Raw genomic sequence first — 26,466 nt, 5'->3', positions numbered from 1 at the left:
GTTTATTTTTCTTTCAAATATTGGTTACTTTTACGGCAAACAACAATCACTTTTTATGAAAAAGAAAGATATCAAGATACTTTTAGTAGATGATGAAGTCGATATTTTAGAAATTGTAGGCTACAATCTAACACAGGAGGGATATCAAATTTTTACTGCTGAAAACGGCAAAAAAGCTGTCGAAAAAGCAAAAAAGCATTTGCCACATCTTATCATTATGGATGTGATGATGCCCGAAATGGATGGGATGGAAGCTTGTGAAATTATAAGAAGAGTACCAGAACTTTCGAACACAATTATTACTTTTTTAACCGCCAGAAACGAAGATTATTCGCAGGTGGCAGGTTTTGATGCTGGTGCCGATGATTATATTGCCAAACCAATTAAGCCGAAAGTATTAGTCAGTAAAGTAAAAGCTTTGCTTCGCCGATTTAAAGATGAAGAAGTATCTTCAGACAGCTTGAATGTAGGCGGTATTGAGATTAATCGTGAAGAATATAAGATTGTTAAAGAAGGGCAAGAAATTGTATTGCCCAGAAAAGAATTTGAATTGTTTTATTTATTAGCTTCTAAACCTGGAAAAGTTTTCAAACGTGAAGAAATCTTGGACAAAGTTTGGGGAAATGAAGTAGTTGTAGGAGGAAGAACCATTGATGTTCACATTCGAAAATTACGTGAAAAAATTGGAGATGATTTTTTTAAAACCATTAAAGGTGTTGGCTATAAATTTGAAATATAAATGAGTGTTAATTTAAAAAAGACCTACAAGTTTGCTGTTAAATCTTCAGCATATATCACAATATTTTCAACTGGGTTAGTAGCAATACTAACCTCTTTGTTTTATAAATTGTCTTTTCTTTTTTTACTCATTTTTGGAATTTCGGTCTTGCTTTTTTCTTTTTTCATGCTGCAGTATCGTGTAGAACGTTTTATTTACCGTCGTGTAAAAAAGATTTACGACGAAATATCCTTTTTAGATACCGTCGATTTCAAAAATCAAGCCATTACTACCGATATGGCTACCTTGACCAAGCAGGTTAAAAAATTCGCCACCGATAAAAAACTAGAAATCGAAATGCTAAAGGATCGCGAAGAATACCGTCGCGAATTTTTAGGAAATGTGTCGCATGAACTCAAAACACCATTGTTTACAGTGCAAGGGTACATTTCTACCTTGCTTGATGGAGCTCATAAAGATAGAACACTACGAAAAAAATATTTGGAACGTGCTGAAAAAGGAGTGGAGCGTTTGGCCTATATTATTGAAGACTTGGATATGATTGGAAAACTGGAGATGGGAGACGAAAGCCTCGAAGTCAAAGAGTTTGATATTGTGGAGTTGTCACAAGGGGTTATGGATTTATTGGAAATGAAAGCCAATAAAAAAGATATTTCATTACATTTTGATGAAAAATATTACCGTCCAATAAGGGTTATTGCCGATTATGAAAAAATTCAGCAAGTCATGATGAACTTGGTGATGAATTCTATTAAATATGGAAAACAAGGTGGATCTACTGAAATAAGTATTGAAGATTTAACCAACCATAAAGTAATTGTTCGCGTGATTGACAATGGAGAAGGTATTGAAAAACACAACATTCCACGTTTGTTTGAACGCTTCTTCCGTGTCGATAAAAGTGGCGCCCGATCGGAAGGTGGCTCAGGATTAGGACTCGCTATTGTGAAGCATATTATTGAAGCCCACGATGAGAAAATCTACGTAGAAAGTAAGTTCGGCAAAGGGTCTGAGTTCTCTTTCACGCTTGAAAAAGCTTAATCCCAATGTTAAGTTTTTATCCAATGTTACCAAATTGTTAAGCAAAAGTTTTTTTATTGTAAATTATTGATTATATTTGAATTGTAATATTCATCCTTAAATCACATTACCATGAAAAACTTTTTACTAGCATGTGCTTTTTTAATGACAGGAGTTGTTGTAGCACAAGGAATTGAGCCTACTTATGAAGTGCAAGGAAATCTTGTAAAAGCAACCTATTATCATGATAATGGTAAAGTAAAACAAGAAGGTTTTTACAAAGATGGAAAAGTACACGGGAAATGGATTTCTTATGCCGAAAATGGTAAAAAACTATCTTTGGGAGAATATAAAAATGGACAAAAATCAGGGAAATGGTTTTTTTGGGACGCCGCAACATTAAGCGAAGTGGACTATTCGGATAGCAGAGTAGCAACCGTTAGCAAATGGGAAAAAGGAATGGTGGCCTACAACAAAAAATAAAACTACTACTTATATATATGGAATAGCTGGCTTAATAGCCAGCTTTTTTATTGAAATACCGCAAACAAATCTTTCCATTTTAGGGTGGAAGAAGTATTGGTAAAACCGCGATGCAAAACCACTTTGTTTAATTTGGAAAGTTTGAATTTTTCTTGTTTACAACTGGGAGCAATTCCTTCGGCTTTAAATTTCTTGGCTAAATATTCTTGTTCGTACTGACCAGGAGTTGGAATAAGAAACGCTTTTTTGTTTAAAAAGGCTAAATCCATAATCGTGGTATAACCGGAGCGACAAAGAATGGTGTTACTTTCATTAAAAGCAGTTTCTAACTGTTTTGAATTCATATAATTGTAGAAGGTGAACTGATTTTTTTGGACAATAATTTGTTCTGTTTCAATTTTTCCTTTTATGAAAAGGACATTGCCTTCATAATTGTCCAATTCTTCGATCAGTTTTTCTTCCAACAAGGTTCGTTGCGGTTCTGGCCCCGAAAGAATAACCATTAAGTCATATTTTTGCTCCATTTTTCTTTTTTGTAAGCGACTTAATGGGCCAATATATTTTACGTTTTTCGGGTCTTTTTCCAAATGACCTAATTTGCCTGACAGGTTCGGAATCGTATTCACATCAGGTACCCAACACTCATTAAACTGATTGATAATGTTTTGATGCAATTTAGTACTCAACCATGTGGTGTTTCCGGTTAAGACTTTTAATTGATGGGTGATAAATACTGAGGGTACCTTTTTACTATAAACACCTAATCTGTTATCGGAAATAATTCCTTCAATGTTATGTACCGCAATTGCTTTTCCGACTAACTTTCGCTCTTTTAGAATGGCGCGAATCATTTTTGGACTGTTGACCAGCATTTTCAATTTAAAATATTTCCCATCTTTTGGATATTCAATATGATAAGAAGGAAATTCAATCGTTTGTAAATCAGGAAATTCTTTTTTTAATAAATCTAAAGCCACCCCATCGGAAGCTAAAATTGGATTGTAATTATTGTCTTCTAGTGCTTTTATAATGGGTATGCAGCGCGTGGCATGACCCAAGCCCCAATTCAGTGGAGCAACTAAAATATTTTTCTTTGTATGTGCTGATTCAAGCATAATTATTTGTCAATAATACTAATAAATTGATGGAGTAATTGCGTTTCATATTCGAAATTTTCTTCTTCATGATCAAATGTAGCGCTTTCTGTTTTATGATGGTACAATCGCCATTTTTTGTTGTGGTATTCTAGAGCCGTTAAATTTTCAATCCAATCCCCCGAATTCAAATAGGTTGTTTTTCCGTAAGCATTCTCTATGAATTCAATTTTTGGCTCGTGAATGTGACCACAAATCACATAGTCGTATTTTTTTTCGATGGCCAATTCAATGCAAACATTTTCAAAGTTGGAAATAAACTTTACTGCCGACTTTACACTCGATTTTATCTTTTTAGAAAGCGAATACGGTTCTTTGTTGCATTTTACCAATACCCAGTTGATGGCTCGGTTGAAAACAATTAAAAAATCATAACCCCAACCGCCTAATTTGGCGAGCCATTTGGCATGAGTAATGGAAGAATCGAAAACATCACCGTGAAAAATCCAGGCTTTTTTGCCATCCAAATCCAGAGTTAGCTTATTGATTAAACTGAAATTGCCCAAATGAATATCGGTAAATTTTCGAAGCAATTCGTCGTGATTGCCGGTCAAATAATACACTTTTGTTCCTTTCGAACTCATGGATATTATTTTTTTCAACACTTTTAAGTGACTGGAAGGGAAATAGGATTTTCTAAATTGCCAGATATCAATGATATCACCATTTAAAATTAGAATTTTCGGTTTTATGGAAGACAAATAATCTAAAAGCTCTTTGGCATGACAGCCATAAGTCCCTAGATGAACGTCGGAAATTACAGCTACTTCAATTTTTCTTTTTTTCAAATCTTTTTTTTTCAAATTAACGCTTCAAGTGTTTTGGTAACGTTACACTACTGTTATAAAATATTTATGATTTTTAAAAGAATTTAATTAAGTACTTTTGTCAAAATTTTGAACGAAGTGGGAAGTAAGAATAAATTAAAGAGGTTTAAAGAAAACGAAACGTTTACAAATGTTTTTCAGCCAACAAGAGAAGAAGTAGTATCTGGAAATTTTCCGTTAAAAGGAAAATGGAACAGCGATTTTTTTAAAAATGACCATCCTATTATAGTAGAATTGGGTTGTGGAAAAGGCGAATATACCATTGGTTTGGCCGAAAGAAATCCAAATGCGAATTATATCGGAATTGATGTAAAAGGGGCTCGTTTTTGGCGTGGTGCGAAAACGGCTGCTGAAAACGGAATGAACAATACCGCTTTTGTGCGTACCCAAATCGAATTAATTGAAGATATTTTTGCGGTGCATGAAGTGAGCGAAATTTGGATTACCTTTCCAGATCCGCAAATCAAATACAAACGTACCAAACATAGAATGACCAATTCGGAATTCTTGAAATTGTACAAAAGAATTTTAAAACCAGATGGAGTAATGAATCTTAAAACTGATTCGGAATTCATGCACGGTTACACCCTAGGGTTACTACATGGAGAAGGACACGAAGTGTTATATGCCAACCATAATGTCTATAAAAATGAAGGTTCACCTAGTGAAGTGTTAGACATTCAAACCTTTTATGAAAAGCAATATTTGGAAATAAACAAAGCAATTACGTATATTCGATTTAAAATTAAATAGTGTCGTACTTACTTTCTTTTGCGTTAGCAGTTTTATTTTCTTTTGTAGGTGTTTTACCTCCCGGTATTGTAAACATGACGGTTGCCAATTACAGCGCCAAAAAAACACTTAAAAAGGCAAAGAAATTTATTTACGGCGCAATTTTAGTCGTATTTACTCAAAGTGCATTGGCGTATTTTTTTGCTACTTTTTTACAAGACCATCCTGCTGTTATTCAAAACTTAAAATTGGTAGGAAGTATTGTTTTTATTTTGCTTACTATATTTTTCTTGGGAAAAGGCATTCAAGTGTATTTGCAATCTAAGGAAACAATCAAAAGAAAACCAGCGAAAAGTAAACTCAAGCCTTTTTATCATGGGCTTGTTATCTCGGCCTTAAATGTATTTCCTATTCCGTATTATGCTTTTGTAAGTTTGTATTTTTCGGCATTTATTCCTGATTTCTTTAATTATTCGGTAGGCTTGCTATTTGTGCTTGGGGCAACACTAGGGACTTTCCTAGTTTTTATTGGATATGCGTATCTGTTTCGAAAAATCAAGCATAAAGTATCCTTTTTTATCAATAATATTAATTTTATTATTGCTACCATCACGGCATTAATTGCCATTTTCACCATCTATAATTTCATATAACCATGCCAACCAAAGACGACAATTTCTTCGAGAGAGTATATGAAATTGCTCGCCAAATACCAGAAGGCAGAGTTACTTCTTATGGCGCCATCGCCAAAGCCTTAGGTGCTGCTCGTTCGGCAAGAATGGTAGGGTGGGCGATGAATGCGAGTCACAACCGCGAAGATATCCCAGCACATCGCGTCGTAAATAGAAATGGATTATTATCAGGGAAGCATCATTTTGATGGAACTAATCTAATGCAACAACTATTGGAAAGCGAAGGGATACAAGTGGTGAACAATCAAATTGTGGACTTTGAAAAGCATTTTTGGCAACCTCAGGTAACTTTGTAATATCTTGATTTTCTTTTTTTGACGTAAGTTTTGCAATAAAAAACACTTTTTCCGGTAATTTTTCGTTAACTTGATAAGTTAAACTTTTAAACGTATACGATATGAAAACGATTTGTATGATAGCAACAATCGGATTAGTGTTTTTTTCTTGTCAGAATTCCAAAGAGAAAGAAATTCAGGCAGCCAAGCAGGCAACTTTAGATTCGATGAAAGTAGTAGCGGAAAAACAAAGAGTAATCGACTCGATGCAAACCGAAATGGACAAACAAGAAGCATTGAATGAGAAAAAAGAAGTCACCGTTATTAATCAAACGACAACCACCGCTGAACCCAAACGAAAAAAATGGAGTAATACAGCTAAAGGTGCCGTAATTGGTGCAGGTGTTGGTGCAGTGACGGGAGCAATTATCAGTAAGAAAAAAGGTGAAGGGGCCATTATTGGTGGGGTAGCAGGTGCTGGTGTTGGTGCTGGTACAGGTGCCATAATTGACGATAGTAAAAAGTAGCCAGTATAGCAATACGAATTCAAAAAGAAAGGGCTTACCATCATATGGAATTAAGCCCTTTTTTTATGCCTTTTTCCGACTTGTTTCAAGGAATCGAATTTTTTTATACTAGTATAGACTTTGCGTCTGATAATCGTTGTCACTTTGTAACTACTTCACTATCTTTGCAATCTAAAATCAGTCTTAATAAGTTTAACCTTTTTACTGATTAATACATTACCGAAAACGATTCAACATAATGAAGTTAGATAGAAAAGAAATTCTGAAAGCATTAGAAAGCATTACTATTGCTGGAGAAGGAAAAAATATGGTGGAAAGTGGTGCCGTTCAAAACGTCATCACATTTGGAAACGAAGTAGTAGTCGATTTGACTTTGTCAACACCAGCGATGCATATTAAAAAACGTGCAGAAGACGATATTCGTAAATTAATTCAGGAAACATTTTCTGCCGATGCGGTGGTAAAAGTGAATATTAAGGTAGAAGCCAAAGAAAATCCAAACGAAATTAAAGGAAAATCCATTCCGGGAATCAGTAATATTATTGCTGTAGCTTCTGGAAAAGGAGGCGTTGGAAAATCAACTGTAACGGCAAACTTAGCGGTAACGTTAGCGAAAATGGGGTTCAAAGTGGGTGTTTTAGATGCCGATATTTACGGACCTTCGATGCCAATTATGTTTGACGTAGAAACGGAAAAGCCTATTTCTATTGAAGTGGATGGCAAATCAAAAATGAAACCGATTGAAAGTTTTGAAGTAAAATTACTTTCTATCGGATTTTTCACGGCACCAAGTCAAGCTGTTATCTGGCGTGGTCCAATGGCTGCGAAAGCCTTAAATCAAATGATTTTTGATGCCGCTTGGGGAGAATTGGATTTTATGTTAATCGATTTACCTCCAGGAACAGGCGATATTCACCTTTCGATCATGCAATCGTTACCCATAACAGGTGCAGTAGTAGTAAGTACACCGCAAGCTGTGGCGTTGGCCGATGCGAAAAAAGGAGTATCCATGTTTTTGTCCGACAGTATCAAAGTTCCCGTTTTAGGAATCATCGAAAATATGGCCTACTTCACACCAGAAGAATTGCCAAATAACAAATACTATATCTTCGGAAAAGAAGGTGCTAAAAATTTGGCAGAAGATTTACAAGTGCCATTTTTAGGTGAAGTGCCTTTAATTCAAAGTATTCGTGAAGCAGGCGATTATGGTCGTCCAGCAGCATTACAAACGGCTTCTCCATTAGAAGGAATTTTCGAAAATATTGCTCGCAATGTGGTGCAGGAAGTGGTTGCCCGTAACGAAAATTTAGCACCAACCGAAGCGATTAAAATAACAACAATGGCAGGTTGTTCGGCAGTAAATAAAAAATAGAAAAAATGACAAACGAAGAATTAACGCAAAATATATTAAAAGCGCTAGACGAAATTCGTCCGTTTTTAAATTCCGATGGAGGAGATATTTCATTGGTTTCTATTGAAGATGAAAAGCACGTAAAAGTACGTCTAGAAGGAGCTTGTACGAGTTGTAACTTAAGTATCAGTACGCTTAAGGCAGGTGTAGAAACGACTATCAAGAAATATGCGCCACAAATTGAAAGTGTGGTTAACGTAGCGTAATTTTTTTTGGGCGTTACTTGTGCTAACGCACAAGTCGGGCTGTTCACAGTACACGGTACTTTGCTTTCATCCCTAACGCAAATACAAGTAAAATAAAGTTTATAGTAAAATATTAAACGAAGTTGAGATTGCTTCGTTCCTCGCAAAGCCATGATTGAAACCGATATACTTATCATTGGAGCAGGTCCAACCGGACTCTTTACTGTTTTTGAAGCAGGATTATTGAAATTAAAATGCCATATTATTGATGGTTTACCACAACCGGGTGGACAATTAACCGAACTATATCCGAAGAAACCTATTTTCGATATTCCAGGTTATCCTTCTGTAAATGCTGGTGATTTAGTAGATAATTTGATGGAACAAATCAAACAGTTTCAGCCTGGATTTACCTTAAACGAAGTAGCCGAAAAAATCCAAAAATTAGACGATGGAAATTTTATCGTAACGACCAATAAAGGAACCGAACATAAAGCAAAGGCAGTAGCTATTGCAGGTGGTTTAGGTATTTTTGAACCTAGAAAGCCTGTTTTAAAAGATATCGAGTTTTATGAGCAAGACGATCGAGGTGTTGAGTATTTTGTAAAAGATCCAGAGAAATTCCGAGGTAAGAAAATTGTGATTTCTGGTGGAGGAGATTCGGCTCTAGATTGGAGTGTGTTTTTATCAAATGTTGCTTCAGAAGTGACTTTGGTGCACCGAAGAAATGAATTTAGAGGCGCTTTAGATTCGGTAGAAAAAGTACAGGAATTAAAATCACAAGGGAAAATTAAATTAATCACTCCCGGCGAAGTTATCGGATTTAGTGGTTCTGAAAGAATCCATTCTGTTGATATACAAGTGGGAACTGCGCGAACTACCGTTGAATGTGATTATTTTATTCCGCTTTTTGGTTTGACCCCAAAATTGGGTCCAATTGCCAATTGGGGACTTGAAATTGAAAAAAATGCGATCAAAGTTAACAATGCACTAGATTATCAAACCAATATTGAAGGAATTTATGCTATTGGTGATGTCAATACGTATCCTGGTAAGTTGAAGTTGATTTTATGTGGTTTCCACGAAGCCACTTTAATGTGTCAGAGCGTTTACAATAAATTGAATCCAGGTAGAAAATATGTTTTAAAATACACTACAGTTTCTGGAATTGACGGCTTTGATGGTTCCCGAAAAGAAGCTGAAAAAGCTGTTGTAAAATCTATAGAGTAGATGAAAATTAAGCACCCTGAATTAATTGATTTACTCAAAAAAGCTTATTCTGCTGAAAGAGCAGCTTCGTTTGCATATCAGGGACATGCGGCTTCAGTAAAAGATGCTAGTGAAAAAAAAGAAATCCGTCAAATTGAAATTGACGAATGGAATCACCGTGATGAGGTATTGCAAATTATGAATGAATTGGAAATTCCAGTTTCTAAGTATTATGAAATCAAATTTTATATTATTGGAAAAGTAATTTCAGGTAGCTGTTTTGTGATTGGTTGGTTTATGCCATTTTATTTTGCGGGACGACTAGAAAGTGGCAATGTATGCGAATACTTCCGTATGAAGCAATTTTTCAATTCCTTAGGAATTTCTAAATATGACGAAATTCTATACGAAATGGGAATGAAAGAAAAAGAACATGAAATTTATTTCCTTGGAAAAATAAAAGACAATAAGTTGCTTCCTTTTTTCGAAAAGGTATTTAGTTGGGGCGGTAATCAAGGTTTTAATGATATCGATTTAGAGAAAAAATATCCTGTGGAAAATTCAGGGCATTATTGTAAAGCAAAATAACTTATCTCTTACTCGCCAAATAAACACCACTCAAAATAATTCCTGCACCTACAAGTTGCATAAAGTTCAAACTTTCACCATCTAAAAATCCCCAACCCATCGCGATAATCGGAATGAAATAAGTTACCGAAGAGGCAAATAAAGGGGAGGTAATTTGAATCAGCTGATAATACAAAATATTAGCAATTCCAGTGCCGATCATTCCAAGTATTATAATGAATAAGGTAGAGTGAATGACTTCAGGTTGTGTCATTACATCGGCATATCCGTTAGCGAATAAAATGATTAACGCTGGGACCAATAAAGTTAAAAAGTTGCCAGTCGTAATGGCTATCGGACTCACATCGGAAAGGTGTTTTTTTATCAAATTCACATTGAGAGCATAACATACTGTAGCTATAACCACTAAGAACGCACAGAAATAATTGGTTTCTCCATTGGCTGTTTTTCCAAACAATACCAATAAAAAACAACCGGTTAATCCCAACACCACGCCAATCACTTGACTTCTCACAAAACTGAGTCCGAATGCCAATGCGCCTATTAGTAACGTATATAAAGGGGTTAAGGAATTAAGTATACCACTAACGGAACTTTTCATGCCAGTTTGTGCATAAGCAAATAGAAAAACAGGCAATCCATTTCCAAAAACAGAAGTAATTGCGACATATTTCCATTTGGTAAGCGGGATGGTGGGCAAACTTCTAAATCCAACAACTAGCATAAAAAGACAAGCAAAAATAATTCGTAAGGCTCCTAATTGAAATGGGTCAAGCCCCACTAATCCGCGTTTAATCAAGATAAAAGAACTTCCCCAAATAAGCGAAAGCAAGAGTAGTAAAAGCCATTTGTTGTTTTTAGTAAGCATGTGTCTGATTTGAATTCCCAAAATTCTGTTATTTTTTTCAAACCAATGGGCTAATTGTATAATTTTGTTTCACAAACCAAAAGAAATTAGTGATGAAAAAGATATTTATATTGGCAGTAGCAACTTTGGCTATAGTTAGTTGTAAAAAAGAAGGAGCAGACAACAATACAACAACTGCTTCAACTGAAGTAAAAAAAGACCAACCAGTAGCCGAAGCTAAAAAAGCAACAATGAAAATTGAAGGGATGACTTGCGCTATGGGATGTGCAAAAACGATAGAAAATAAATTGGCTGGACTTGAGGGTGTTCAAAAAGCGGCAGTTGATTTTGAAAAAAAAGAAGCTACCATTGAATATGACGGACAAGTGCAAACAATTGAAACCTTATCAAAAACGGTTGAAGAAGTTGCCGATGGGAAAACGTATAAAGTAAAAGAAGCGAAGAATATTTAATTCTGAATATTGATAAAAGAAGAGGTTTGCAATTGCAAGCCTTTTTTTATGGTATTTAGTTACAAAAAATTAAAATTTGAAGCTAATGATTATGTTTTAGTAAAGTAGTAGTTACCCTCTAGTAATGTTGTTGCGATAGCTTCGCAGTCACAAATCTAAACTACTATGAAAACTACACTTATTTTTACTCTAGCTCTTTTTTATGTCAATTTGAGCCTTTTTTCGAAGACCATTGATGATGAGATTATTTTAAAAGATGGAAGCAAAGCCATTATAGAACCCAATTCCTTTAAAGTCGATTTTGAAAACAAAACAGTATCGTATAAAACAATAAACAGTTCGCAAAAGAAAATCAGTTTTAAAGATTTTATTTCGGTGGAGTTTGGTGCCAATAAATTTCAGACCTTCAAATTGATTGGAGGAAATGTTTTTGAAGGTTTTTTTGTAATTGCAGAATCGGAAACTAAAAAATTGGTGGTGCATACCCTACCACAAGAGGAAGAAGGAATAACTAGGTATGAGTTTCATATCATAGAAAACGACAGTCAAATTATAGATTCACATATATTTGATAACAAAAAGAATCAGAAAAGTTCCAATTTAAGAGCTGATATTTACGGTAAAATACGATTTCACTTTCCTAATCATATTCAATTATTGAAAAGGCTTGAAATGTATGATAAAAATTCCTTCGCTATCGATAACACTAAAATATTAGGATTTTTTAATAATCCAGTGTATTTCAAAAACAAGTAAAGATTATTTCCATTTTAAGGATTCCATCAATATGCGTAAATCATTTTTGATGTAATGAGCAGCAGGTAAAACAGAATCAAAATTGGGCTTCGCATAAAAATAAATAGAACCCATCAAAAAATGTTTGGTGCTATCAGTTACATAAAACTGTGATTGTGAAGCAGCATTTCCACCGACTTCATAAAACATGCCGTAGGTTTTGTGTTTGTTGTTTACAAAAGGTTGTTCGGTGATTCCGTCGGCCTTAATAACGTGTTCATACGTAAGTTTTTGGGCATCACGTAATAGAATATCTATGTTTTTATTTACCGGGCGGTAGTTTAAATAGACGGTCGCTTTAAGTTTCGGATATACGATATGAAAATTACAATCTCCCTTGTCTTCAATTCTTCCAATTGAATTATACTCAAAGGAATACCCGCAGGTTTTGTCAAATGAGACATATTTTGGTTCGGGATAGTTGAGACTCAAATAGCCTTTAGGCTTTGGCAATACTTCGTCTTTACAACTCACAATACTTATTAAAATGGTTGCGAAAAGTAAAAAAGGAATAGAATTCTTAATCATTGTTTTTAAAAAGGTAAATCATTTTCGACAGTATTGTCAAAACTTGTGTTTTTCGGTGGCTCTGGTTGTTTTACGTTTTCTGCATCTTTTTTAGTCGTTAGAAACGTAAATTCTGTTACCTGAATTTCAGTAGTATATTTAGTAGATCCGTCTTCTGCTTGCCACTGACGTGATTTTATACGACCTTCTACATATATTTTATCGCCTTTAGATAAGTATTTTTCGCAAATTTCGGCCGCTTTATTGCGAACTACTACATTGTGCCATTCCGTTGAGGTGATTTTTTCTCCCGTAGTTTTGTTAATGTAAATGTCGTTAGTGGCTAATGGAAATCTGCCGATACAGTTTCCTCCATCAAAATAATGCATTTTTACTTCATCACCTAAGTGACCTATTAATATCACTTTATTCAAAGTTCCGTTCATGGCTTGTAATTTTGGTTTATTCAAAGATAGACATTTTTTCAGAAACTATTGCGTTCTATAAAATTGTGTATCACGATAGGTACGGGTAGGTTTACTAGCTCATTATAGGACAATCCGTTTTTATGATTGATTTTCGTGTGGATTTTCCAAAAATGGATATGTAAATGTTGGTGCGATAGTTTGTGAAGCACTGTTTCAGAATCTAATTGAATCATTTTATCCGTTTCCGGAAATTGTACTTGTATCAACTCAGAAATGGTTTTTGTCGATTCTAGTTTCTCGGTTTCAATCACAGGAAACTCATAGAGATTGTGCCAAATTCCCTTTTGGGTTCTTTTATGAACAATCGTTTTCTGTTGAGGGTCTATTACTAATAGGTAATTAAAATAACGATGGGTGACTTTTGTCTTTTTCTCTTTTACAGGTAATAAGGCTACTTTTTTGTTTGCCAAGGCCCAACAAGAAGTATTCAACGGGCAAATGTCACAATTAGGATTTTTAGGGACACATTGCAAAGCGCCAAATTCCATTATCGCTTGATTGAAAGCTGCTGGTTGTTGTTTGTCAATTAATTCGGAAGCTAATGCCGTAAATTCTTTTTTTGCTTTTGGTGAAGAAATATCGGTTTCAATCCCGAAATATCGGGATAAAACTCGGTAGACATTTCCATCCACCACTGGCGCTATTTCATTATAGGAAAAGGAAGCAATAGCAGCTGCTGTATATTCGCCAACTCCTTTTAATGACAGCAAGCTTTTGTAATTGTCAGGAAATATTCCATTTAACTCGCTTGCCACATATTTGGCAGTATTGTGTAGGTTTCGCGCTCTGGAATAATAACCCAATCCTTGCCATAGTTTTAAAACTTCTTCTTCATGTGCATTGGCCAAATCGAAAACCGTCGGAAAGGCTTTTGTAAAGGATAAATAATAGGGCAATCCTTGTGCTACTCTTGTTTGTTGGAGCATAATTTCCGACAACCAAATGTGATACGGATTGGTCGTTTTACGCCAAGGTAAGTCTCGCTTATTTTGTAAGTACCACGTTGTTAATAAATTGCTAAAATTCATGCATAATAATTGTGTGGCAAAAATAATTGTTTATGTGGTTAAATTTTAATCATTTATACTTGAATTATTCTTTTTTTAATTTATATATTTGCAACCTCAAAAAATTACATAAACTTAATTATATAATTAAAATGACAAAAGCAGATATCGTAGCTAAAATTGCTGACAAATTAGGCTTAGAAAAAGGAGATGTTCAAGCTACAGTAGAGTCTTTTATGGACGAAGTAAAAAATTCATTGGAAACAGGTGATAACGTTTACTTAAGAGGTTTCGGAAGTTTTATCGTTAAAACAAGAGCGGAAAAAACAGGTAGAAACATTTCAAAAAACACTACTATTAAAATTCCTGCTCACAATATTCCAGCATTCAAACCAGCTAAAGTGTTTGTAGAAGGAGTGAAAACAAATAACGAAACAAAATAATTTACTAATCAATAAAACTACAAAGTTATGCCAAGTGGTAAAAAAAGAAAAAGACATAAGGTAGCTACTCACAAACGTAAGAAAAGAGCGAGAGCTAACCGTCACAAAAAGAAAAAGTAGTTCTAAACTACTTTTTTCTTTTTAAACGTTCATTGAAATTGAAATTTAAGATTGTAAATTTAAGAGTGACGATAGCGGAAATTTCTGAAGTCTGATCTCTTAAAAATCTAAAATTTCTTCGGGTGTAAACCTGTAACATAATGTTTAATCCATCCTTACATTCAGTTATAAGTTATGAGTTATGAGTTTTTTAAACTGTAAACCGTAAACTGTAAACTAAAAGTTGGGATAAAAATGTATAGTGTGAATAAAGAACTTATTATTAGATCAAGTCAAGACGCTGTAGATTTTGCCTTATTAAAAGATGGAAAACTAGTTGAATTACACAAAGAAGAAGAAACAAGCAACTTTCAGGTTGGAGATATTTTTATCGCCAAAATCAGAAAACCAGTTGCCGGACTTAATGCAGCTTTTGTAAACGTGGGGCACGATAAAGATGCCTTTTTGCATTACCACGATTTAGGTCCAAATTTAGCTTCTCAGTTGAAATTCATCAAACAAGTAAGCGCAGGTAAATTAAAAGATTTTTCCCTAAAAACATTTTCTTTTGAGCCAGAAATAGATAAAGATGGAACCATAGCCGATGTGCTAAGTGCCAATCAATCTATACTGGTGCAAGTAGTTAAAGAACCAATATCCACCAAAGGTCCAAGAATAAGTTCTGAACTTTCTTTAGCCGGTAGATATATCGTCTTGGTTCCATTTTCTGAAAGAGTTTCGATTTCTCAAAAAATTGATTCGAAAGATGAAAAAGACAGACTTAAAAGATTGGTGCAATCCATCAAACCAAAAGGATTTGGGGTTATTGTTCGCACAGTAGCCGAAGGCAAAAAAGTAGCCGAAATTGACAAAGATTTACAAAACTTGATGGACAAATGGACATCAATGAGTAAAAGACTTCCAACGGCACATCATCCATCTAAAATTTTAGGAGAGCTAAACAGAGCATCTTCGATTTTAAGAGATGTTTTTAACGACACATTCAGTGCTGTTATTTTAGATGATAAAGAATTATTGGAAGAAACGAAGGACTATTTACAAGAAATAGCTCCCGGGAAAGAATCAATCGTTAAACTCTACAACTCTAAAGAAGTACCGCTTTTTGAAAAGTACAATATAGAGCGACAAATTAAAACTTCTTTTGGCCGAACCGTTTCTATGAGTAAAGGGGCTTACCTAATCATAGAACACACAGAAGCCATGCACGTTATCGATGTAAACAGCGGTAACCGTTCCAACAAAGCAGCTTCACAAGAAGATACGGCTTTGGAAGTCAATCTAATTGCAGCAGCTGAAGTGGCACGTCAATTACGATTACGAGACATGGGAGGAATTATAGTAGTCGATTTTATTGACATGCAAAATCCGGATAACCGAAAAGTGTTATACGACTTCTTAAAGGAAGAAATGAGTGACGATAAAGCAAAACACAAAATATTGCCTCCAAGTAAATTTGGACTGGTGCAAATTACTCGTCAACGAGTACGACCAGAGGTGAATATTAAAACACGTGAAGAAGATCCGAATAATGAAAATGGCGAAATTGACGCGCCAATTCAAATTATTCCTAAAATCGCTTCCGATATCGAAAGAATTATCAAGCAGCATAAAAAAGTACGTTTAAATGTACATCCGTTTATTGCTGCCTACCTTACCAAAGGTTTTCCATCAATACGTTCAAAATGGTTTTTTGAACATAAAAAATGGGTAAAAATCATACCGCGTGACGCTTACACGTATTTAGAATACAAGTTTTTTGACGAAAACGGAAATTCTATACTAGATTAAAAATAAACCGCCTTGAGAAATCTTGGCGGTTTTTTTGTTTATTGTTTAGAACGAATAAAAATAACGTTTTTAACACTTATTTTTTCGACGAAATTCAATTTTATAATTGTTATTTAATTCAACCCAATTATCTTTGTAGTTCGGATAAAACTATTCAAAAACTATGCAAACAAATCAGTTAGATTTTATACCTATCCTTATGCAAGTTGGTTTGGCTGTAGGATTTGTAGGTGCTACAATCTTTATTTCGGGATTGTTAGGGCCTAAGCGTCATTCGGCTAATAAAGACAAGAACTTCGAATGTGGTATCGAATCCGTTGGAAATGCACGTATTCCTTTCTCTGTAAAATATTTCTTAGTAGCTATACTTTTCGTATTGTTTGATGTTGAGGTGATCTTTATGTATCCTTGGGCAGTGAATTTCCGCGAAATGGGAATGGAAGGATTGGCTAAAATGGGGCTTTTCATGGCGCTATTAGTAATCGGGTTCTACTATGTGATCAAGAAAAAAGGATTAGAGTGGGAATAAAGATTTAATTATGAGTGATACTTCTAAATATACAATGGCTGAGGCACCAGCAGGTTATGCTGGAGAAGGTTTTTTTGCTACAAAATTAAGTGATGTAGTTGGGTTGGCTCGTGCCAATTCACTTTGGCCATTACCCTTCGCAACGTCTTGTTGTGGAATTGAGTTTATGGCAACCATGGCATCGCATTATGATGTGGCACGTTTCGGTTCTGAGCGTATGAGTTTTTCTCCTCGTCAGGCCGATATGCTTTTAGTAATGGGAACTATTGCTAAAAAAATGGCGCCTATTTTACGTCAGGTATACGAACAAATGGCCGAGCCTAAATGGGTGATCGCGGTGGGAGCTTGTGCTTCTTCTGGAGGTGTTTTTGATACGTATTCTGTTTTGCAAGGAATCGATAAAGTGATACCGGTAGATGTTTATGTGCCAGGTTGTCCGCCAAGACCAGAGCAAATTTTAGATGGCGTAATGCGTTTGCAAGACATTGTAAAAAGTGAATCGGTTCGCCGCCGTAGTTCCGACGAGTATAAAGATTTATTAGGTTCTTATAACATCAAATAAGTATGGCTTTAGAGAGCGCTGTAATTCAACAAAAAGTAATTGACCAATTCGGATTAAAAGTTGCCGATTTTGTGCAATTACACGATATCCTAACTTTTGAGGTAGCACCCGATGCCATTTTAGAAGTGATGAAATACCTTAAAGAAGACGAAATACTTCGTTTTAATTTTCTAACCGACGTTTGTGGTGTTCATTATCCAGAATATGCTGAAGAGCGTCAGTTTGCTGTAGTGTATCATCTGCACAATTGGGTAGATAATGTTCGCATCAGAATAAAAAGTTTTCTTCCAGCGTCCAATCCGGAAATTGATTCGGTTGTTCCTTTATTTTTAGGAGCCAACTGGATGGAGCGTGAAACGTACGATTTCTTCGGAATTATTTTCAAAGGACATCCGCAGTTAAAACGTATCCTGAATATGGATGAAATGACGGTGTTTCCTATGCGTAGGGAATTCCCATTAGAAGACGGAGGTCGTACCGATAAAGACGACCGTTTCTTCGGAAGAACACAACAAAATTGTTAATAAACCTGAAATACCTTATCCATGTCAGAGTTATTATTACCACCAGAACAACGTTACGCTAGCGTCATCAATCAAAGAAGAAATGAAGACGGAAGCGAACTTTCTATATTAAACTTAGGACCTACGCACCCAGCGACACACGGAATCTTTCAAAACATTCTTTTAATGGATGGAGAACGAATTCTAGATGGCGAAAGTACTGTAGGATACATTCATAGAGCATTTGAAAAAATTGCTGAAAATCGTCCGTTTTACCAAATTACCGTATTGACCGATCGTTTGAACTATTGTTCGGCGCCTATCAACAATATGGGGTGGTGGATGACTATCGAAAAAGCCTTAGGTATTGAAGTGCCTAAACGCGTACAATACATGCGTGTTATCGTGATGGAGTTGGCGCGTATTGCCGATCATATCATTTGTAACTCGGTATTAGGAGTAGATACAGGAGCTTTAACTGGTTTCTTATATGTATTCCAATTCCGTGAAAAAATTTACGAAATCTACGAAGAAATTTGTGGGGCTCGTTTAACAACCAATATGGGACGTATTGGTGGTTTCGAAAGAGATTGGTCACCAGCCGTTTGGTCTAAAATCGATGCTTTCCTTGAGGAATTTCCAGCAGCTTGGCAAGAATTTGAAAACCTTTTGGTGCGTAACCGTATTTTTATGGACAGAACCATCAATGTAGGGCCAATTTCTGCTGAAAAAGCTATGAGTTATGGTTTTACAGGTCCAAATTTACGTGCCGCGGGAATCGATTATGATATTCGTGTGGCACAACCGTATTCGTCGTACGAAGATTTTGAATTCGATATTCCAGTAGGAAAATCAGGAGATACCTACGATCGTTTTTGTGTACGTAACGCAGAAATTTGGGAGAGTTTGAAAATTATCAAACAAGCCTTAGCCAAAATGCCGGAAGGTAATTTCCATGCTGATGTTCCTGAATATTACTTGCCTCCAAAAGAAGATGTATACACCACTATGGAATCGTTGATTTATCACTTTAAAATTGTGATGGGTGAAATTCCAGTGCCTCTAACAGAAGTATACCATCCAGTGGAAGGTGGAAATGGAGAGTTAGGTTTCTATTTAATTACAGACGGAAGCCGTACCCCATATCGTTTACATTTTAGAAGACCGTGTTTTATATATTATCAAGCATTTAACGACATGGTAAGAGGTCAGAATCTTTCTGATGCTATTGCAACACTATCAAGTTTAAATGTTATCGCTGGCGAATTAGACGCATAATGAGTATGGAAAAACATAATTTTAAGCAAGAAATAAATATTACTCCAGAGTTAATGGCTCGTATTAACGAGTTAACGAGTCGTTATCCTGAAGACAAACGTAAATCAGCATTAATTCCAGTGTTGCATGAAGTACAGGATGCTCATGATCATTGGTTGAGCTATGAATTACAGGACAAAGTGGCTGAAATTCTAGGTATTTTACCCGTTGAAGTTTATGAAGTGGTGTCGTTTTATACGATGTTCAACAGAAGACCAATAGGTAAGTACATGTTCGAATTCTGCCAAACGTCTTGTTGTGTAACCCGTGGTGTAGAAAACTTAATGGATTACACTTGTGAAAAATTAGGGGTTAAAATAGGGGAAACTTCTCCCGACGGACTTTTCGAAGTGCGTGGTGTAGAATGTTTAGGCGCTTGTGGATATGCACCAATGTTACAATTGGGTGATTTTTACCATGAAAACTTGACCAAAGAAAAAGTAGACCAGCTTATAGACGACTGTAAAGCGGGTAAAGTAACATTATTGGACAAATAGTGCTATGGGAAAAAAGATATTATTAGACAAAATTAATATTCCGGGGATTAAAACCTATGAAGTGTATCGTCAAAATGGCGGGTATGCTTCTGTAGAAAAAGCATTGAAACAAATGACTCCTGATGAAGTTACGGAAGAAGTAAAAACTTCTGGAATTCGTGGTCGTGGTGGTGCAGGTTTCCCTGTAGGAATGAAATGGAGCTTTATCGATAAAAAATCGGGTAACCCACGTCATTTGGTATGTAATGCCGATGAATCGGAGCCGGGTACGTTCAAAGATCGTTATTTAATGGAATATATTCCGCACTTATTGATCGAAGGGATGATCACTTCGTCTTATGCTTTAGGTGCGAACCTTTCGTATATCTACATTCGTGGAGAATATATGTGGGTGTATAAAATTTTAGAAAGAGCTATCGCCGAAGCAAAAGCTGCTGGTTGGTTAGGAAAAAACATATTGGGTTCAGGTTATGATTTGGATTTGTACGTTCATGTTGGTGCAGGAGCTTACATTTGTGGAGAAGAAACTGCGCTTATCGAATCGTTGGAAGGAAAAAGAGGAAATCCTCGTATCAAACCACCTTTCCCAGCGGTAAAAGGATTATGGCAAAACCCAACGGTAGTGAACAATGTGGAATCTATCGCAGCAGTGCCTTGGATTGTATTAAATACAGGAGAAGAATACGCTAAAATTGGGATTGGTCGTTCTACAGGAACAAAATTGATTTCGGCTTCAGGACATATCAAAAATCCAGGAGTATACGAAATTGAATTAGGACTTTCGGTAGAAGAATTTATGAATTCCGACGAATATTTAGGAGGAATGTACGACGATAGACCTTTGAAGGCATTAGTGCCAGGAGGTTCTTCGGTGCCTATTTTACCAGCACATTTGATTTACAAAACAGCAGCCGGTGAAGATCGTTTGATGTCTTACGAATCATTATCGGATGGTGGATTCGCAACGGGTTCGATGTTGGGCTCTGGAGGATTTATCGTGTACAATGATACGGCTTGTATTGTTCGTAACACTTGGAATTTCTCCCGTTTCTATCACCACGAATCCTGCGGTCAATGTACGCCTTGTCGTGAAGGAACCGGTTGGTTAGAACAAATTTTACACCGTATCGAAAACGGTCACGGTCGTGAAGAAGATATCGAATTGTTATGGAGTATTCAGTCTAAAATTGAAGGAAATACGATTTGTCCTTTAGGAGATGCGGCATCTTGGCCGGTAGCAGCCGCTATTCGTCATTTCAGAGAAGAATTTGAATACCATGTTCGTTTCCCAGAAAAAATTAAAAATAGAGAGCACTTTGTAAACGAGCCTTTTGAAAAAGTTCGTCATTTAGTCGCAAAACAAACAGTTTAAGAATATTAAAACTCCATAGGAGTGACATATTTATAGATATGAAAGTAACAATAGATGGTCAATCGATAGAAGTCGAACCAGGAACAACAATCTTGCAAGCTGCAAGAATGATTGGTGGCGAAGTAGTGCCACCAGCCATGTGTTATTATTCAAAATTAGAAGGAAGCGGAGGAAAATGTCGTTGCTGTTTGGTAGATGTTACCAAAGGGAGCGAAGCCGATCCTAGACCAATGCCAAAATTGGTTGCTTCTTGTGTAACGGGTTGTCAAGATGGTATGGAAATAGCCAGTAAAGCTTCTCCAAGAGTACAAGAAGCTCGTAAATCGGTTACAGAATTCTTGTTGATCAATCACCCATTGGATTGTCCGGTGTGTGACCAAGCAGGAGAATGTGATTTACAAAATCTAAGTTTTGAACACGGAAAATCGGAAACTCGTTTTATCGAAACCAAAAGAACTTTCGAACCCGAAGATATTGGTCCGAACATTCAATTGCATATGAACCGTTGTATTTTATGCCAACGTTGTGTTCAGGTAGCCGATCAGCTAACAGACAAACGTGTACACGGTGTAATGGATCGTGGCGATCATGCAAATATTTCAACTTGTATTTCCAAAGCCATCGATAACGAAATGTCAGGAAATATGATTGATGTGTGTCCGGTTGGCGCTTTGACGGATAAAACCTTCCGATTCAAATCGAGAGTATGGTTTAGTAAACCGTACAACGCACACAGAGATTGTGATAAATGTTGTGGAAAAACAACTGTTTGGATGTTCGGTAACGAAATCCAACGTGTGACAGGAAGAAAAGATGAATACCATGAAGTGGATGAATTTATCTGTAATACCTGTCGTTTCGACAAAAAAGAAGTAAATGATTGGACTATTGAAGGGCCTCGTACATTCGAGAAAACTTCGGTAATTAATCGTAACAAATATGCACTTCATGTTCCGAAAGTGGAAATCAAAACGGAAGACCACATTCTTATCGGACGTGAGGAAGATCGCAAAAAAATTAGTATGATTGATGTTCCTTTGGAGAACGCTGAAAATTCAAAACAATAAGAAATGGACAGTGCAATTATCATAGAAAAAGGAATATTTATTACCGTAATTTTTGCAATTACGATGTTAATGGCCATGTATTCTACATGGGCAGAACGTAAAGTAGCCGCTTGGCTTCAGGATCGTGTAGGACCAAACAGAGCAGGACCTCTTGGATTGTTTCAGCCTTTAGCAGACGGTTTGAAACTTTTCTCTAAAGAAGAGTTTATGCCCGATACTCCTAATAAATTTTTATTCATCTTAGGACCAGCCATCTCTATGAGTATGGCCTTGATTACCAGTGCGGTGATTCCTTGGGGTGATACTTTGGAAATCGCAGGTAGTACAGTTGTGCTTCAAGCGACAGATATTGATGTAGCGTTATTGTATGTTTTTGCCGTTTTATCTACCAGTGTTTATGGAATTATGATTGGTGGTTGGGCATCCAACAATAAATACTCATTAATGAGTGCACTTCGCGCTTCCTCTCAAATGATTTCGTATGAAGTAGCGATGGGATTATCCATTATCGCTTTAATTATGATGAGTGGAACGTTGAGTTTACGCGAAATGGCTGCACAACAACACGGAATGAATTGGAATATTTTCTACCAGCCGGTTGGATTTTTAATCTTTTTAGTGTGTTCTTTTGCGGAAACTAACAGAACGCCTTTCGATTTAGCAGAGTGTGAGGCCGAACTTATTGGTGGTCACCATACCGAGTATTCGTCGATGAAAATGGGATTCTATTTGTTTGGAGAATATGCGGCTATGTTTATCTCTTCTGCAATCTTGTCAATCTTGTACTTCGGAGCGTATAACTATCCGGGAATGGATTGGATGGCAGAAAATGCAGGAGCCAATATTGCCAATATCCTTGGAATTGTGGTGCTTTTTGTCAAAATCTGTTTCTTCATATTTTTCTATATGTGGATTCGTTGGACAATACCACGTTTCAGATACGATCAATTAATGAACTTAGGTTGGAAAATGTTAATTCCGTTAGCGATTGCTAATATTGTATTGACGGGAATTATCATAATTATAGCTGATAAATTATAATAAAATGTCATTAGATACCATTTCATTATCAGGAAGAAAAAAAGAAGTCTCAAACAAAAAGATGAGCTTCTTGGAAAGTTTGTACATCGTTGCCATTGCTAAAGGATTGGTGATTACTATCAAACACTTATTCAGAAGAAAAGTTACCATTAAATATCCGGAACAAAAACGTGAGTTCAGCCCGGTATATCGTGGTCAGCATATGTTAAAGCGTGATGAGTTAGGTCGTGAAAACTGTACCGCTTGTGGTATGTGTGCGGTGGCTTGTCCGGCAGAAGCAATTACCATGACGGCTGCAGAGCGTAAAAAGGGAGAAGAGAATCTATACCGTGAAGAAAAATACGCCTCAGTATATGAAATCAATATGCTACGTTGTATTTTCTGTGGTTTGTGTGAAGAAGCTTGTCCAAAAGATGCCATTTACTTAACCGAATCGAAAGTGATTGTAAAATCGGCTTCGAACCGTGAAGATTTTATCTATGGAAAAGATAAATTGGTAATGCCACTAGAAATGGCCATTAAAAATTCTAAATCAATTAACTAATATGTCGATACTTACTATATTCTATATTTTAGCGGCGTTTACTTTGGCTACTGGATTTTTGACGGTGGTTAGTAAAAATCCAATACATAGTGCGATTTATTTAGTATTATGTTTCTTTAGTGTTGCGGGACATTATTTAATGTTCAATGCACAGTTTCTTTCTCTAGTTCATATTATTGTGTATGCAGGAGCCATCATGGTATTGATACTTTTTACCATCATGTTAATGAACCTGAATAAAGAAAACGAACCCAATAAAAACCTATTGTCTAAAATTTCTGCGGCTATCGCTTTCGGATTGTTGGGTTTTGTTATGTTGGCTACTTTTATCAAAACAATGCCAATTATTGACACTTACAAACAATCAGGACAAGATTATCAATCGATAAAAGTGTTGGGTAAAGTATTACTAAACGAATATATGGTTCCTTTCGAATTTGCTTCTGTTTTATTATTAGTAGCAATGATTGGTGCGGTATTATTGTCTAAAAAATCAACTTCAATTCAGTAAGATGCAAAATATATTAGAACAAATAGGAATTGAAAATTACATATACTTATCAGTATTACTGTTTTGTATAGGGGCTTTTGGAGTGTTATACCGCCGAAATGCCATTATCATGTTTATGTCTATCGAAATTATGCTGAATGCAGTGAATTTGCTTTTAGTGGCTTTCTCAACCTATCATCAAGATGCGCAAGGCCAAGTATTCGTGTTCTTCTCGATGGCAGTGGCTGCCGCTGAAGTAGCAGTTGGTTTGTCTATTTTAGTCTCGATTTTCAGAAATACAGGATCAATTGATATTGATAATTTAAAAAATTTAAAAGGATAAATACTAATGGAGAAAAATTTAGCTTTAGTATTAGTTTTAGCACCATTTTTTGGTTTCCTTGCTAATATCTTTTTTGGAAAAAAAGCAGGAAAAGGATTTGTAGGATTGTTAGGAACGCTTTCGATATTGATTTCGTTTTTTGCGACTACTTACTTTTTCATGCAAATACAATCAACAGGAAAACCAATTGAAGTAAAATTATTTCCATGGATTGCATTGGAAAGTTTTCAAATCGACATGTCATTTTTACTAGACCAACTGTCTGTGCTGTGGTTGTTGTTCGTTACTGGAATCGGAACGTTGATTCATATGTATTCGATCAGTTACATGCATGATGACGAGAACATGCACAAGTTTTTTGCCTACTTAAATCTGTTTGTTTTCTTTATGATTACATTGGTTATGGGAAGCAACTTATTGGTGATGTTCATCGGTTGGGAAGGTGTTGGACTATGTTCATACTTACTAATTGGGTTCTGGTATAAAAACCAAGACTATAACGATGCGGCCAAAAAGGCGTTCATCATGAACCGTGTGGGTGATTTAGGCTTATTGATTGGGATTTTTATCCTAGCGTATGTTTTTGGAAGTTTGGATTATCATCTTATTGCCAGAGATATTTTTTCTCAAGAATTATCAGCTACCGATTCTGCTTTAATTAGTATTGCTGCTTTATGTTTATTTATTGGAGCAACCGGAAAATCGGCTCAAATTCCATTATACACCTGGTTACCAGACGCCATGGCGGGACCAACACCGGTTTCGGCTTTAATTCACGCTGCGACGATGGTTACTGCTGGTATCTTTATGGTTACTCGTTTGAATTTTGTCTTCGATTTAGCGCCAAATGTTCAAACAATCATTGCTGTAATTGGAGCAGGTACTGCAATTGTTGCTGCCGCTATCGGATTGGTGCAAAACGATATCAAAAAAGTATTGGCGTATTCTACCGTTTCACAATTAGGACTTATGTTCTTAGCTTTAGGATTGGGAGCGTACGAAGTAGCCGTTTTCCACGTAATTACTCATGCTTTCTTTAAAGCGTGTTTGTTCTTAGGTTCAGGATCGGTAATTCATGCTTTGCATGGAGAACAAGACATGCGTAATATGGGTGGCTTGAAAAAAGTGATGCCAATTACGTTTTGGACGATGATGATTTCGACGTTAGCGATTTCAGGAATTTTCCCTTTCGCTGGTTTCTGGTCGAAGGATGAAATTTTAATGACTGCTTTTCACGGAAATACAATTTTATGGGTGGTAGGTTCTATTGCTTCCATTATGACTGCATTTTATATGTTCAGATTGATGTATTTGACTTTCTTCAATGATTTTAGAGGAACCGAACATCAAAAAAAGCATTTACACGAAAGTCCAGCGTTAATTACTATTCCATTAGTAATCTTAGCAATCCTAGCTGCTGTTGGTGGATTAATTAGTTTACCAGGTAATAGTTGGTTGAACCATTATTTAGCACCGTTATTTCACAAAGCGCATGAAGCACATCATTTAGATGGAACCGCTTATATGTTGATGGGAATTGCAACGGTTGGTGCTTTAGTCGGAATTGGAATGGCATATGCTAAATACCTTAAAAAACAAGAAGTACCTGAGCAAGATTCGGAAATTACTGGAATTGCAAAAGTTTTATATAACAAGTTTTATGTGGATGAAGCTTACGAGATGTTGATCGTAAATCCGTTATACAAATTATCACATTTCTTTAGAAAATATATTGAAACTGCTGTTTCTGAATTATTATTTGGTTTAGGAAAAGTTACGAACTCAATTGGAAATCAAGGGAAATTAGTACAAAACGGAAGTGTGGGAGTATATCTTTTCGCTTTTGTTTTAGGACTTTCTTCGATTTTAATTTATTTATTTTTAGTTTAAT

General features: G+C 35.9%; 33 protein-coding genes. 27 read left to right on the top strand and 6 right to left on the bottom strand.

The window, feature by feature from the left end:
• Positions 1-55 precede the first annotated feature (55 nt).
• From EQG63_RS02090 to EQG63_RS02080, 3 genes are all read left to right on the top strand, one after another.
• The gene (locus EQG63_RS02090) at positions 56-739 is read left to right on the top strand and encodes a response regulator transcription factor (protein WP_129433946.1); all 684 of its coding nucleotides are present in this window, start codon (positions 56-58) and stop codon (positions 737-739) included.
• A complete protein-coding gene (locus tag EQG63_RS02085; RefSeq protein WP_129433944.1) occupies positions 740-1,780 on the top strand; it encodes a sensor histidine kinase in 1,041 nt (346 codons plus the stop codon).
• Positions 1,781-1,891: 111 nt separating this feature from the next.
• The gene (locus tag EQG63_RS02080) at positions 1,892-2,242 is read left to right on the top strand and encodes a toxin-antitoxin system YwqK family antitoxin (protein WP_129433942.1); all 351 of its coding nucleotides are present in this window, start codon (positions 1,892-1,894) and stop codon (positions 2,240-2,242) included.
• A gap of 47 nt (positions 2,243-2,289) precedes the next feature.
• Here EQG63_RS02080 and EQG63_RS02075 read toward each other — a convergent pair whose 3' ends face one another.
• Together EQG63_RS02075 and EQG63_RS02070 are read right to left on the bottom strand one after the other, a co-directional pair.
• On the bottom strand, positions 2,290-3,357 hold the full coding sequence (locus EQG63_RS02075) for a glycosyltransferase (RefSeq protein ID WP_129433940.1): 1,068 nt from the start codon (positions 3,355-3,357) through the stop codon (positions 2,290-2,292).
• 2 nt (positions 3,358-3,359) lie between these two features.
• The gene (locus EQG63_RS02070) at positions 3,360-4,184 is read right to left on the bottom strand and encodes a UDP-2,3-diacylglucosamine diphosphatase (protein ID WP_129433938.1); all 825 of its coding nucleotides are present in this window, start codon (positions 4,182-4,184) and stop codon (positions 3,360-3,362) included.
• A gap of 117 nt (positions 4,185-4,301) precedes the next feature.
• On the opposite strand from EQG63_RS02070, the gene trmB reads away from it, so the two are divergent.
• From trmB to EQG63_RS02030, 8 genes are all read left to right on the top strand, one after another.
• Positions 4,302-4,976 (top strand): tRNA (guanosine(46)-N7)-methyltransferase TrmB, encoded by a 675-nt coding sequence (trmB, locus tag EQG63_RS02065; RefSeq protein ID WP_129433936.1) that lies wholly within the window; start codon positions 4,302-4,304, stop codon positions 4,974-4,976.
• Positions 4,976-5,608 (top strand): LysE family transporter, encoded by a 633-nt coding sequence (locus EQG63_RS02060; RefSeq protein ID WP_129433934.1) that lies wholly within the window; start codon positions 4,976-4,978, stop codon positions 5,606-5,608. The genes trmB and EQG63_RS02060 overlap by 1 nt, the downstream gene beginning before the upstream one ends.
• A gap of 2 nt (positions 5,609-5,610) precedes the next feature.
• Positions 5,611-5,943, top strand: a complete 333-nt coding sequence (locus tag EQG63_RS02055) for an MGMT family protein (RefSeq protein ID WP_129433932.1) — start codon at positions 5,611-5,613, stop codon at positions 5,941-5,943.
• 116 nt (positions 5,944-6,059) lie between these two features.
• On the top strand, positions 6,060-6,449 hold the full coding sequence (locus EQG63_RS02050) for a YMGG-like glycine zipper-containing protein (protein ID WP_317125536.1): 390 nt from the start codon (positions 6,060-6,062) through the stop codon (positions 6,447-6,449).
• Between the two features lie 238 nt (positions 6,450-6,687).
• Positions 6,688-7,821, top strand: a complete 1,134-nt coding sequence (locus EQG63_RS02045) for an Mrp/NBP35 family ATP-binding protein (RefSeq protein ID WP_164974441.1) — start codon at positions 6,688-6,690, stop codon at positions 7,819-7,821.
• A gap of 5 nt (positions 7,822-7,826) precedes the next feature.
• Positions 7,827-8,066: a NifU family protein gene (locus EQG63_RS02040; RefSeq protein WP_129433924.1), complete on the top strand. Its 240-nt coding sequence runs from the start codon at positions 7,827-7,829 to the stop codon at positions 8,064-8,066.
• 150 nt (positions 8,067-8,216) lie between these two features.
• On the top strand, positions 8,217-9,275 hold the full coding sequence (locus EQG63_RS02035; protein ID WP_129433922.1) for an NAD(P)/FAD-dependent oxidoreductase: 1,059 nt from the start codon (positions 8,217-8,219) through the stop codon (positions 9,273-9,275).
• Positions 9,276-9,842, top strand: coding sequence for a ferritin-like domain-containing protein (locus EQG63_RS02030; RefSeq protein ID WP_129433920.1), 567 nt, complete (start codon positions 9,276-9,278; stop codon positions 9,840-9,842).
• Position 9,843: 1 nt separating this feature from the next.
• Here the strand turns inward: EQG63_RS02030 and EQG63_RS02025 are convergent, their stop codons facing one another.
• Positions 9,844-10,710 carry a DMT family transporter gene (locus EQG63_RS02025; RefSeq protein ID WP_129433918.1) on the bottom strand — a complete coding sequence of 289 codons (867 nt, stop codon included), beginning with the start codon at positions 10,708-10,710 and terminating at the stop codon, positions 9,844-9,846.
• 92 nt (positions 10,711-10,802) lie between these two features.
• Here EQG63_RS02025 and EQG63_RS02020 point away from each other — a divergent pair, with 92 nt between their 5' ends.
• Both EQG63_RS02020 and EQG63_RS02015 read left to right on the top strand, forming a co-directional pair.
• On the top strand, positions 10,803-11,162 hold the full coding sequence (locus EQG63_RS02020) for a heavy-metal-associated domain-containing protein (RefSeq protein ID WP_129433916.1): 360 nt from the start codon (positions 10,803-10,805) through the stop codon (positions 11,160-11,162).
• A 165-nt stretch (positions 11,163-11,327) separates the two neighbouring features.
• The gene (locus EQG63_RS02015) at positions 11,328-11,918 is read left to right on the top strand and encodes a hypothetical protein (RefSeq protein ID WP_129433914.1); all 591 of its coding nucleotides are present in this window, start codon (positions 11,328-11,330) and stop codon (positions 11,916-11,918) included.
• 3 nt (positions 11,919-11,921) lie between these two features.
• Here EQG63_RS02015 and gldD read toward each other — a convergent pair whose 3' ends face one another.
• Genes gldD through mutY form a run of 3 tightly spaced genes read right to left on the bottom strand, consistent with a single transcriptional unit; the run spans position 11,922 to position 13,980 of the window.
• Positions 11,922-12,485 carry a gliding motility lipoprotein GldD gene (gene gldD, locus EQG63_RS02010; RefSeq protein WP_129433912.1) on the bottom strand — a complete coding sequence of 188 codons (564 nt, stop codon included), beginning with the start codon at positions 12,483-12,485 and terminating at the stop codon, positions 11,922-11,924.
• A gap of 5 nt (positions 12,486-12,490) precedes the next feature.
• Positions 12,491-12,910 (bottom strand): single-stranded DNA-binding protein, encoded by a 420-nt coding sequence (locus EQG63_RS02005; RefSeq protein WP_129435242.1) that lies wholly within the window; start codon positions 12,908-12,910, stop codon positions 12,491-12,493.
• A gap of 38 nt (positions 12,911-12,948) precedes the next feature.
• Positions 12,949-13,980, bottom strand: a complete 1,032-nt coding sequence (mutY, locus tag EQG63_RS02000) for an A/G-specific adenine glycosylase (protein ID WP_129433910.1) — start codon at positions 13,978-13,980, stop codon at positions 12,949-12,951.
• Between the two features lie 131 nt (positions 13,981-14,111).
• Here mutY and EQG63_RS01995 point away from each other — a divergent pair, with 131 nt between their 5' ends.
• The 14 genes from EQG63_RS01995 to nuoL all read left to right on the top strand — a co-directional run bounded on the left by EQG63_RS01995 (position 14,112) and on the right by nuoL (position 26,465).
• A complete protein-coding gene (locus EQG63_RS01995) occupies positions 14,112-14,402 on the top strand; it encodes an HU family DNA-binding protein (RefSeq protein ID WP_129433907.1) in 291 nt (96 codons plus the stop codon).
• A gap of 363 nt (positions 14,403-14,765) precedes the next feature.
• Positions 14,766-16,310, top strand: coding sequence for an Rne/Rng family ribonuclease (locus EQG63_RS01990; protein ID WP_129433905.1), 1,545 nt, complete (start codon positions 14,766-14,768; stop codon positions 16,308-16,310).
• Between the two features lie 163 nt (positions 16,311-16,473).
• Positions 16,474-16,839, top strand: a complete 366-nt coding sequence (locus EQG63_RS01985) for an NADH-quinone oxidoreductase subunit A (protein ID WP_129433903.1) — start codon at positions 16,474-16,476, stop codon at positions 16,837-16,839.
• Positions 16,840-16,849: 10 nt separating this feature from the next.
• Complete coding sequence (locus EQG63_RS01980) at positions 16,850-17,401, top strand: NADH-quinone oxidoreductase subunit B (RefSeq protein WP_129433901.1); 552 nt, start codon at positions 16,850-16,852, stop codon at positions 17,399-17,401.
• Positions 17,402-17,403: 2 nt separating this feature from the next.
• Positions 17,404-17,925 carry an NADH-quinone oxidoreductase subunit C gene (locus EQG63_RS01975; RefSeq protein ID WP_129433897.1) on the top strand — a complete coding sequence of 174 codons (522 nt, stop codon included), beginning with the start codon at positions 17,404-17,406 and terminating at the stop codon, positions 17,923-17,925.
• A 21-nt stretch (positions 17,926-17,946) separates the two neighbouring features.
• Positions 17,947-19,182: an NADH-quinone oxidoreductase subunit D gene (locus tag EQG63_RS01970; RefSeq protein WP_129433894.1), complete on the top strand. Its 1,236-nt coding sequence runs from the start codon at positions 17,947-17,949 to the stop codon at positions 19,180-19,182.
• Positions 19,183-19,187: 5 nt separating this feature from the next.
• A complete protein-coding gene (locus EQG63_RS01965; RefSeq protein WP_129433892.1) occupies positions 19,188-19,718 on the top strand; it encodes an NADH-quinone oxidoreductase subunit NuoE family protein in 531 nt (176 codons plus the stop codon).
• A 4-nt stretch (positions 19,719-19,722) separates the two neighbouring features.
• Positions 19,723-21,090 carry an NADH-quinone oxidoreductase subunit NuoF gene (gene nuoF, locus EQG63_RS01960; RefSeq protein ID WP_129433890.1) on the top strand — a complete coding sequence of 456 codons (1,368 nt, stop codon included), beginning with the start codon at positions 19,723-19,725 and terminating at the stop codon, positions 21,088-21,090.
• A 38-nt stretch (positions 21,091-21,128) separates the two neighbouring features.
• Entirely contained in the window at positions 21,129-22,157 is a 1,029-nt protein-coding gene (locus EQG63_RS01955) for a 2Fe-2S iron-sulfur cluster-binding protein (RefSeq protein ID WP_129433888.1), read from the top strand.
• Positions 22,158-22,160: 3 nt separating this feature from the next.
• The gene (gene nuoH / locus EQG63_RS01950; RefSeq protein ID WP_129433886.1) at positions 22,161-23,198 is read left to right on the top strand and encodes an NADH-quinone oxidoreductase subunit NuoH; all 1,038 of its coding nucleotides are present in this window, start codon (positions 22,161-22,163) and stop codon (positions 23,196-23,198) included.
• Between the two features lie 4 nt (positions 23,199-23,202).
• Positions 23,203-23,742 carry a NuoI/complex I 23 kDa subunit family protein gene (locus EQG63_RS01945; RefSeq protein WP_129433884.1) on the top strand — a complete coding sequence of 180 codons (540 nt, stop codon included), beginning with the start codon at positions 23,203-23,205 and terminating at the stop codon, positions 23,740-23,742.
• A 1-nt stretch (position 23,743) separates the two neighbouring features.
• Positions 23,744-24,253, top strand: a complete 510-nt coding sequence (locus EQG63_RS01940; protein ID WP_129433881.1) for an NADH-quinone oxidoreductase subunit J family protein — start codon at positions 23,744-23,746, stop codon at positions 24,251-24,253.
• Position 24,254: 1 nt separating this feature from the next.
• Complete coding sequence (gene nuoK, locus EQG63_RS01935; protein ID WP_129433879.1) at positions 24,255-24,575, top strand: NADH-quinone oxidoreductase subunit NuoK; 321 nt, start codon at positions 24,255-24,257, stop codon at positions 24,573-24,575.
• Between the two features lie 6 nt (positions 24,576-24,581).
• Positions 24,582-26,465, top strand: coding sequence for an NADH-quinone oxidoreductase subunit L (gene nuoL, locus EQG63_RS01930; protein WP_129433877.1), 1,884 nt, complete (start codon positions 24,582-24,584; stop codon positions 26,463-26,465).
• Position 26,466 lies beyond the last annotated feature (1 nt).

Source organism: Flavobacterium amnicola (assembly GCF_004122165.1).
Classification (GTDB): domain Bacteria; phylum Bacteroidota; class Bacteroidia; order Flavobacteriales; family Flavobacteriaceae; genus Flavobacterium; species Flavobacterium amnicola.
This window is presented reverse-complemented; position numbering and strand designations above follow the sequence as displayed.

What these genes read in the sequence shown, in the direction of transcription:
- EQG63_RS02090 (WP_129433946.1), top strand. Translation starts at nt 56, where the DNA reads ATGAAAAAGAAAGATATCAAGATACTTTTAGTAGATGATGAAGTCGAT.
- EQG63_RS02085 (WP_129433944.1), top strand. Translation starts at nt 740, where the DNA reads ATGAGTGTTAATTTAAAAAAGACCTACAAGTTTGCTGTTAAATCTTCA.
- EQG63_RS02080 (WP_129433942.1), top strand. Translation starts at nt 1,892, where the DNA reads ATGAAAAACTTTTTACTAGCATGTGCTTTTTTAATGACAGGAGTTGTT.
- EQG63_RS02075 (WP_129433940.1), bottom strand. Translation starts at nt 3,357, where the DNA reads ATGCTTGAATCAGCACATACAAAGAAAAATATTTTAGTTGCTCCACTG.
- EQG63_RS02055 (WP_129433932.1), top strand. Translation starts at nt 5,611, where the DNA reads ATGCCAACCAAAGACGACAATTTCTTCGAGAGAGTATATGAAATTGCT.
- EQG63_RS02050 (WP_317125536.1), top strand. Translation starts at nt 6,060, where the DNA reads ATGATAGCAACAATCGGATTAGTGTTTTTTTCTTGTCAGAATTCCAAA.
- EQG63_RS02045 (WP_164974441.1), top strand. Translation starts at nt 6,688, where the DNA reads ATGAAGTTAGATAGAAAAGAAATTCTGAAAGCATTAGAAAGCATTACT.
- EQG63_RS02040 (WP_129433924.1), top strand. Translation starts at nt 7,827, where the DNA reads ATGACAAACGAAGAATTAACGCAAAATATATTAAAAGCGCTAGACGAA.
- EQG63_RS02035 (WP_129433922.1), top strand. Translation starts at nt 8,217, where the DNA reads ATGATTGAAACCGATATACTTATCATTGGAGCAGGTCCAACCGGACTC.
- EQG63_RS02030 (WP_129433920.1), top strand. Translation starts at nt 9,276, where the DNA reads ATGAAAATTAAGCACCCTGAATTAATTGATTTACTCAAAAAAGCTTAT.
- EQG63_RS02025 (WP_129433918.1), bottom strand. Translation starts at nt 10,710, where the DNA reads ATGCTTACTAAAAACAACAAATGGCTTTTACTACTCTTGCTTTCGCTT.
- EQG63_RS02020 (WP_129433916.1), top strand. Translation starts at nt 10,803, where the DNA reads ATGAAAAAGATATTTATATTGGCAGTAGCAACTTTGGCTATAGTTAGT.
- EQG63_RS02015 (WP_129433914.1), top strand. Translation starts at nt 11,328, where the DNA reads ATGAAAACTACACTTATTTTTACTCTAGCTCTTTTTTATGTCAATTTG.
- gldD (WP_129433912.1), bottom strand. Translation starts at nt 12,485, where the DNA reads ATGATTAAGAATTCTATTCCTTTTTTACTTTTCGCAACCATTTTAATA.
- EQG63_RS02005 (WP_129435242.1), bottom strand. Translation starts at nt 12,910, where the DNA reads ATGAACGGAACTTTGAATAAAGTGATATTAATAGGTCACTTAGGTGAT.
- mutY (WP_129433910.1), bottom strand. Translation starts at nt 13,980, where the DNA reads ATGAATTTTAGCAATTTATTAACAACGTGGTACTTACAAAATAAGCGA.
- EQG63_RS01995 (WP_129433907.1), top strand. Translation starts at nt 14,112, where the DNA reads ATGACAAAAGCAGATATCGTAGCTAAAATTGCTGACAAATTAGGCTTA.
- EQG63_RS01985 (WP_129433903.1), top strand. Translation starts at nt 16,474, where the DNA reads ATGCAAACAAATCAGTTAGATTTTATACCTATCCTTATGCAAGTTGGT.
- EQG63_RS01980 (WP_129433901.1), top strand. Translation starts at nt 16,850, where the DNA reads ATGAGTGATACTTCTAAATATACAATGGCTGAGGCACCAGCAGGTTAT.
- EQG63_RS01975 (WP_129433897.1), top strand. Translation starts at nt 17,404, where the DNA reads ATGGCTTTAGAGAGCGCTGTAATTCAACAAAAAGTAATTGACCAATTC.
- EQG63_RS01970 (WP_129433894.1), top strand. Translation starts at nt 17,947, where the DNA reads ATGTCAGAGTTATTATTACCACCAGAACAACGTTACGCTAGCGTCATC.
- EQG63_RS01965 (WP_129433892.1), top strand. Translation starts at nt 19,188, where the DNA reads ATGGAAAAACATAATTTTAAGCAAGAAATAAATATTACTCCAGAGTTA.
- nuoF (WP_129433890.1), top strand. Translation starts at nt 19,723, where the DNA reads ATGGGAAAAAAGATATTATTAGACAAAATTAATATTCCGGGGATTAAA.
- EQG63_RS01955 (WP_129433888.1), top strand. Translation starts at nt 21,129, where the DNA reads ATGAAAGTAACAATAGATGGTCAATCGATAGAAGTCGAACCAGGAACA.
- nuoH (WP_129433886.1), top strand. Translation starts at nt 22,161, where the DNA reads ATGGACAGTGCAATTATCATAGAAAAAGGAATATTTATTACCGTAATT.
- EQG63_RS01945 (WP_129433884.1), top strand. Translation starts at nt 23,203, where the DNA reads ATGTCATTAGATACCATTTCATTATCAGGAAGAAAAAAAGAAGTCTCA.
- EQG63_RS01940 (WP_129433881.1), top strand. Translation starts at nt 23,744, where the DNA reads ATGTCGATACTTACTATATTCTATATTTTAGCGGCGTTTACTTTGGCT.
- nuoK (WP_129433879.1), top strand. Translation starts at nt 24,255, where the DNA reads ATGCAAAATATATTAGAACAAATAGGAATTGAAAATTACATATACTTA.
- nuoL (WP_129433877.1), top strand. Translation starts at nt 24,582, where the DNA reads ATGGAGAAAAATTTAGCTTTAGTATTAGTTTTAGCACCATTTTTTGGT.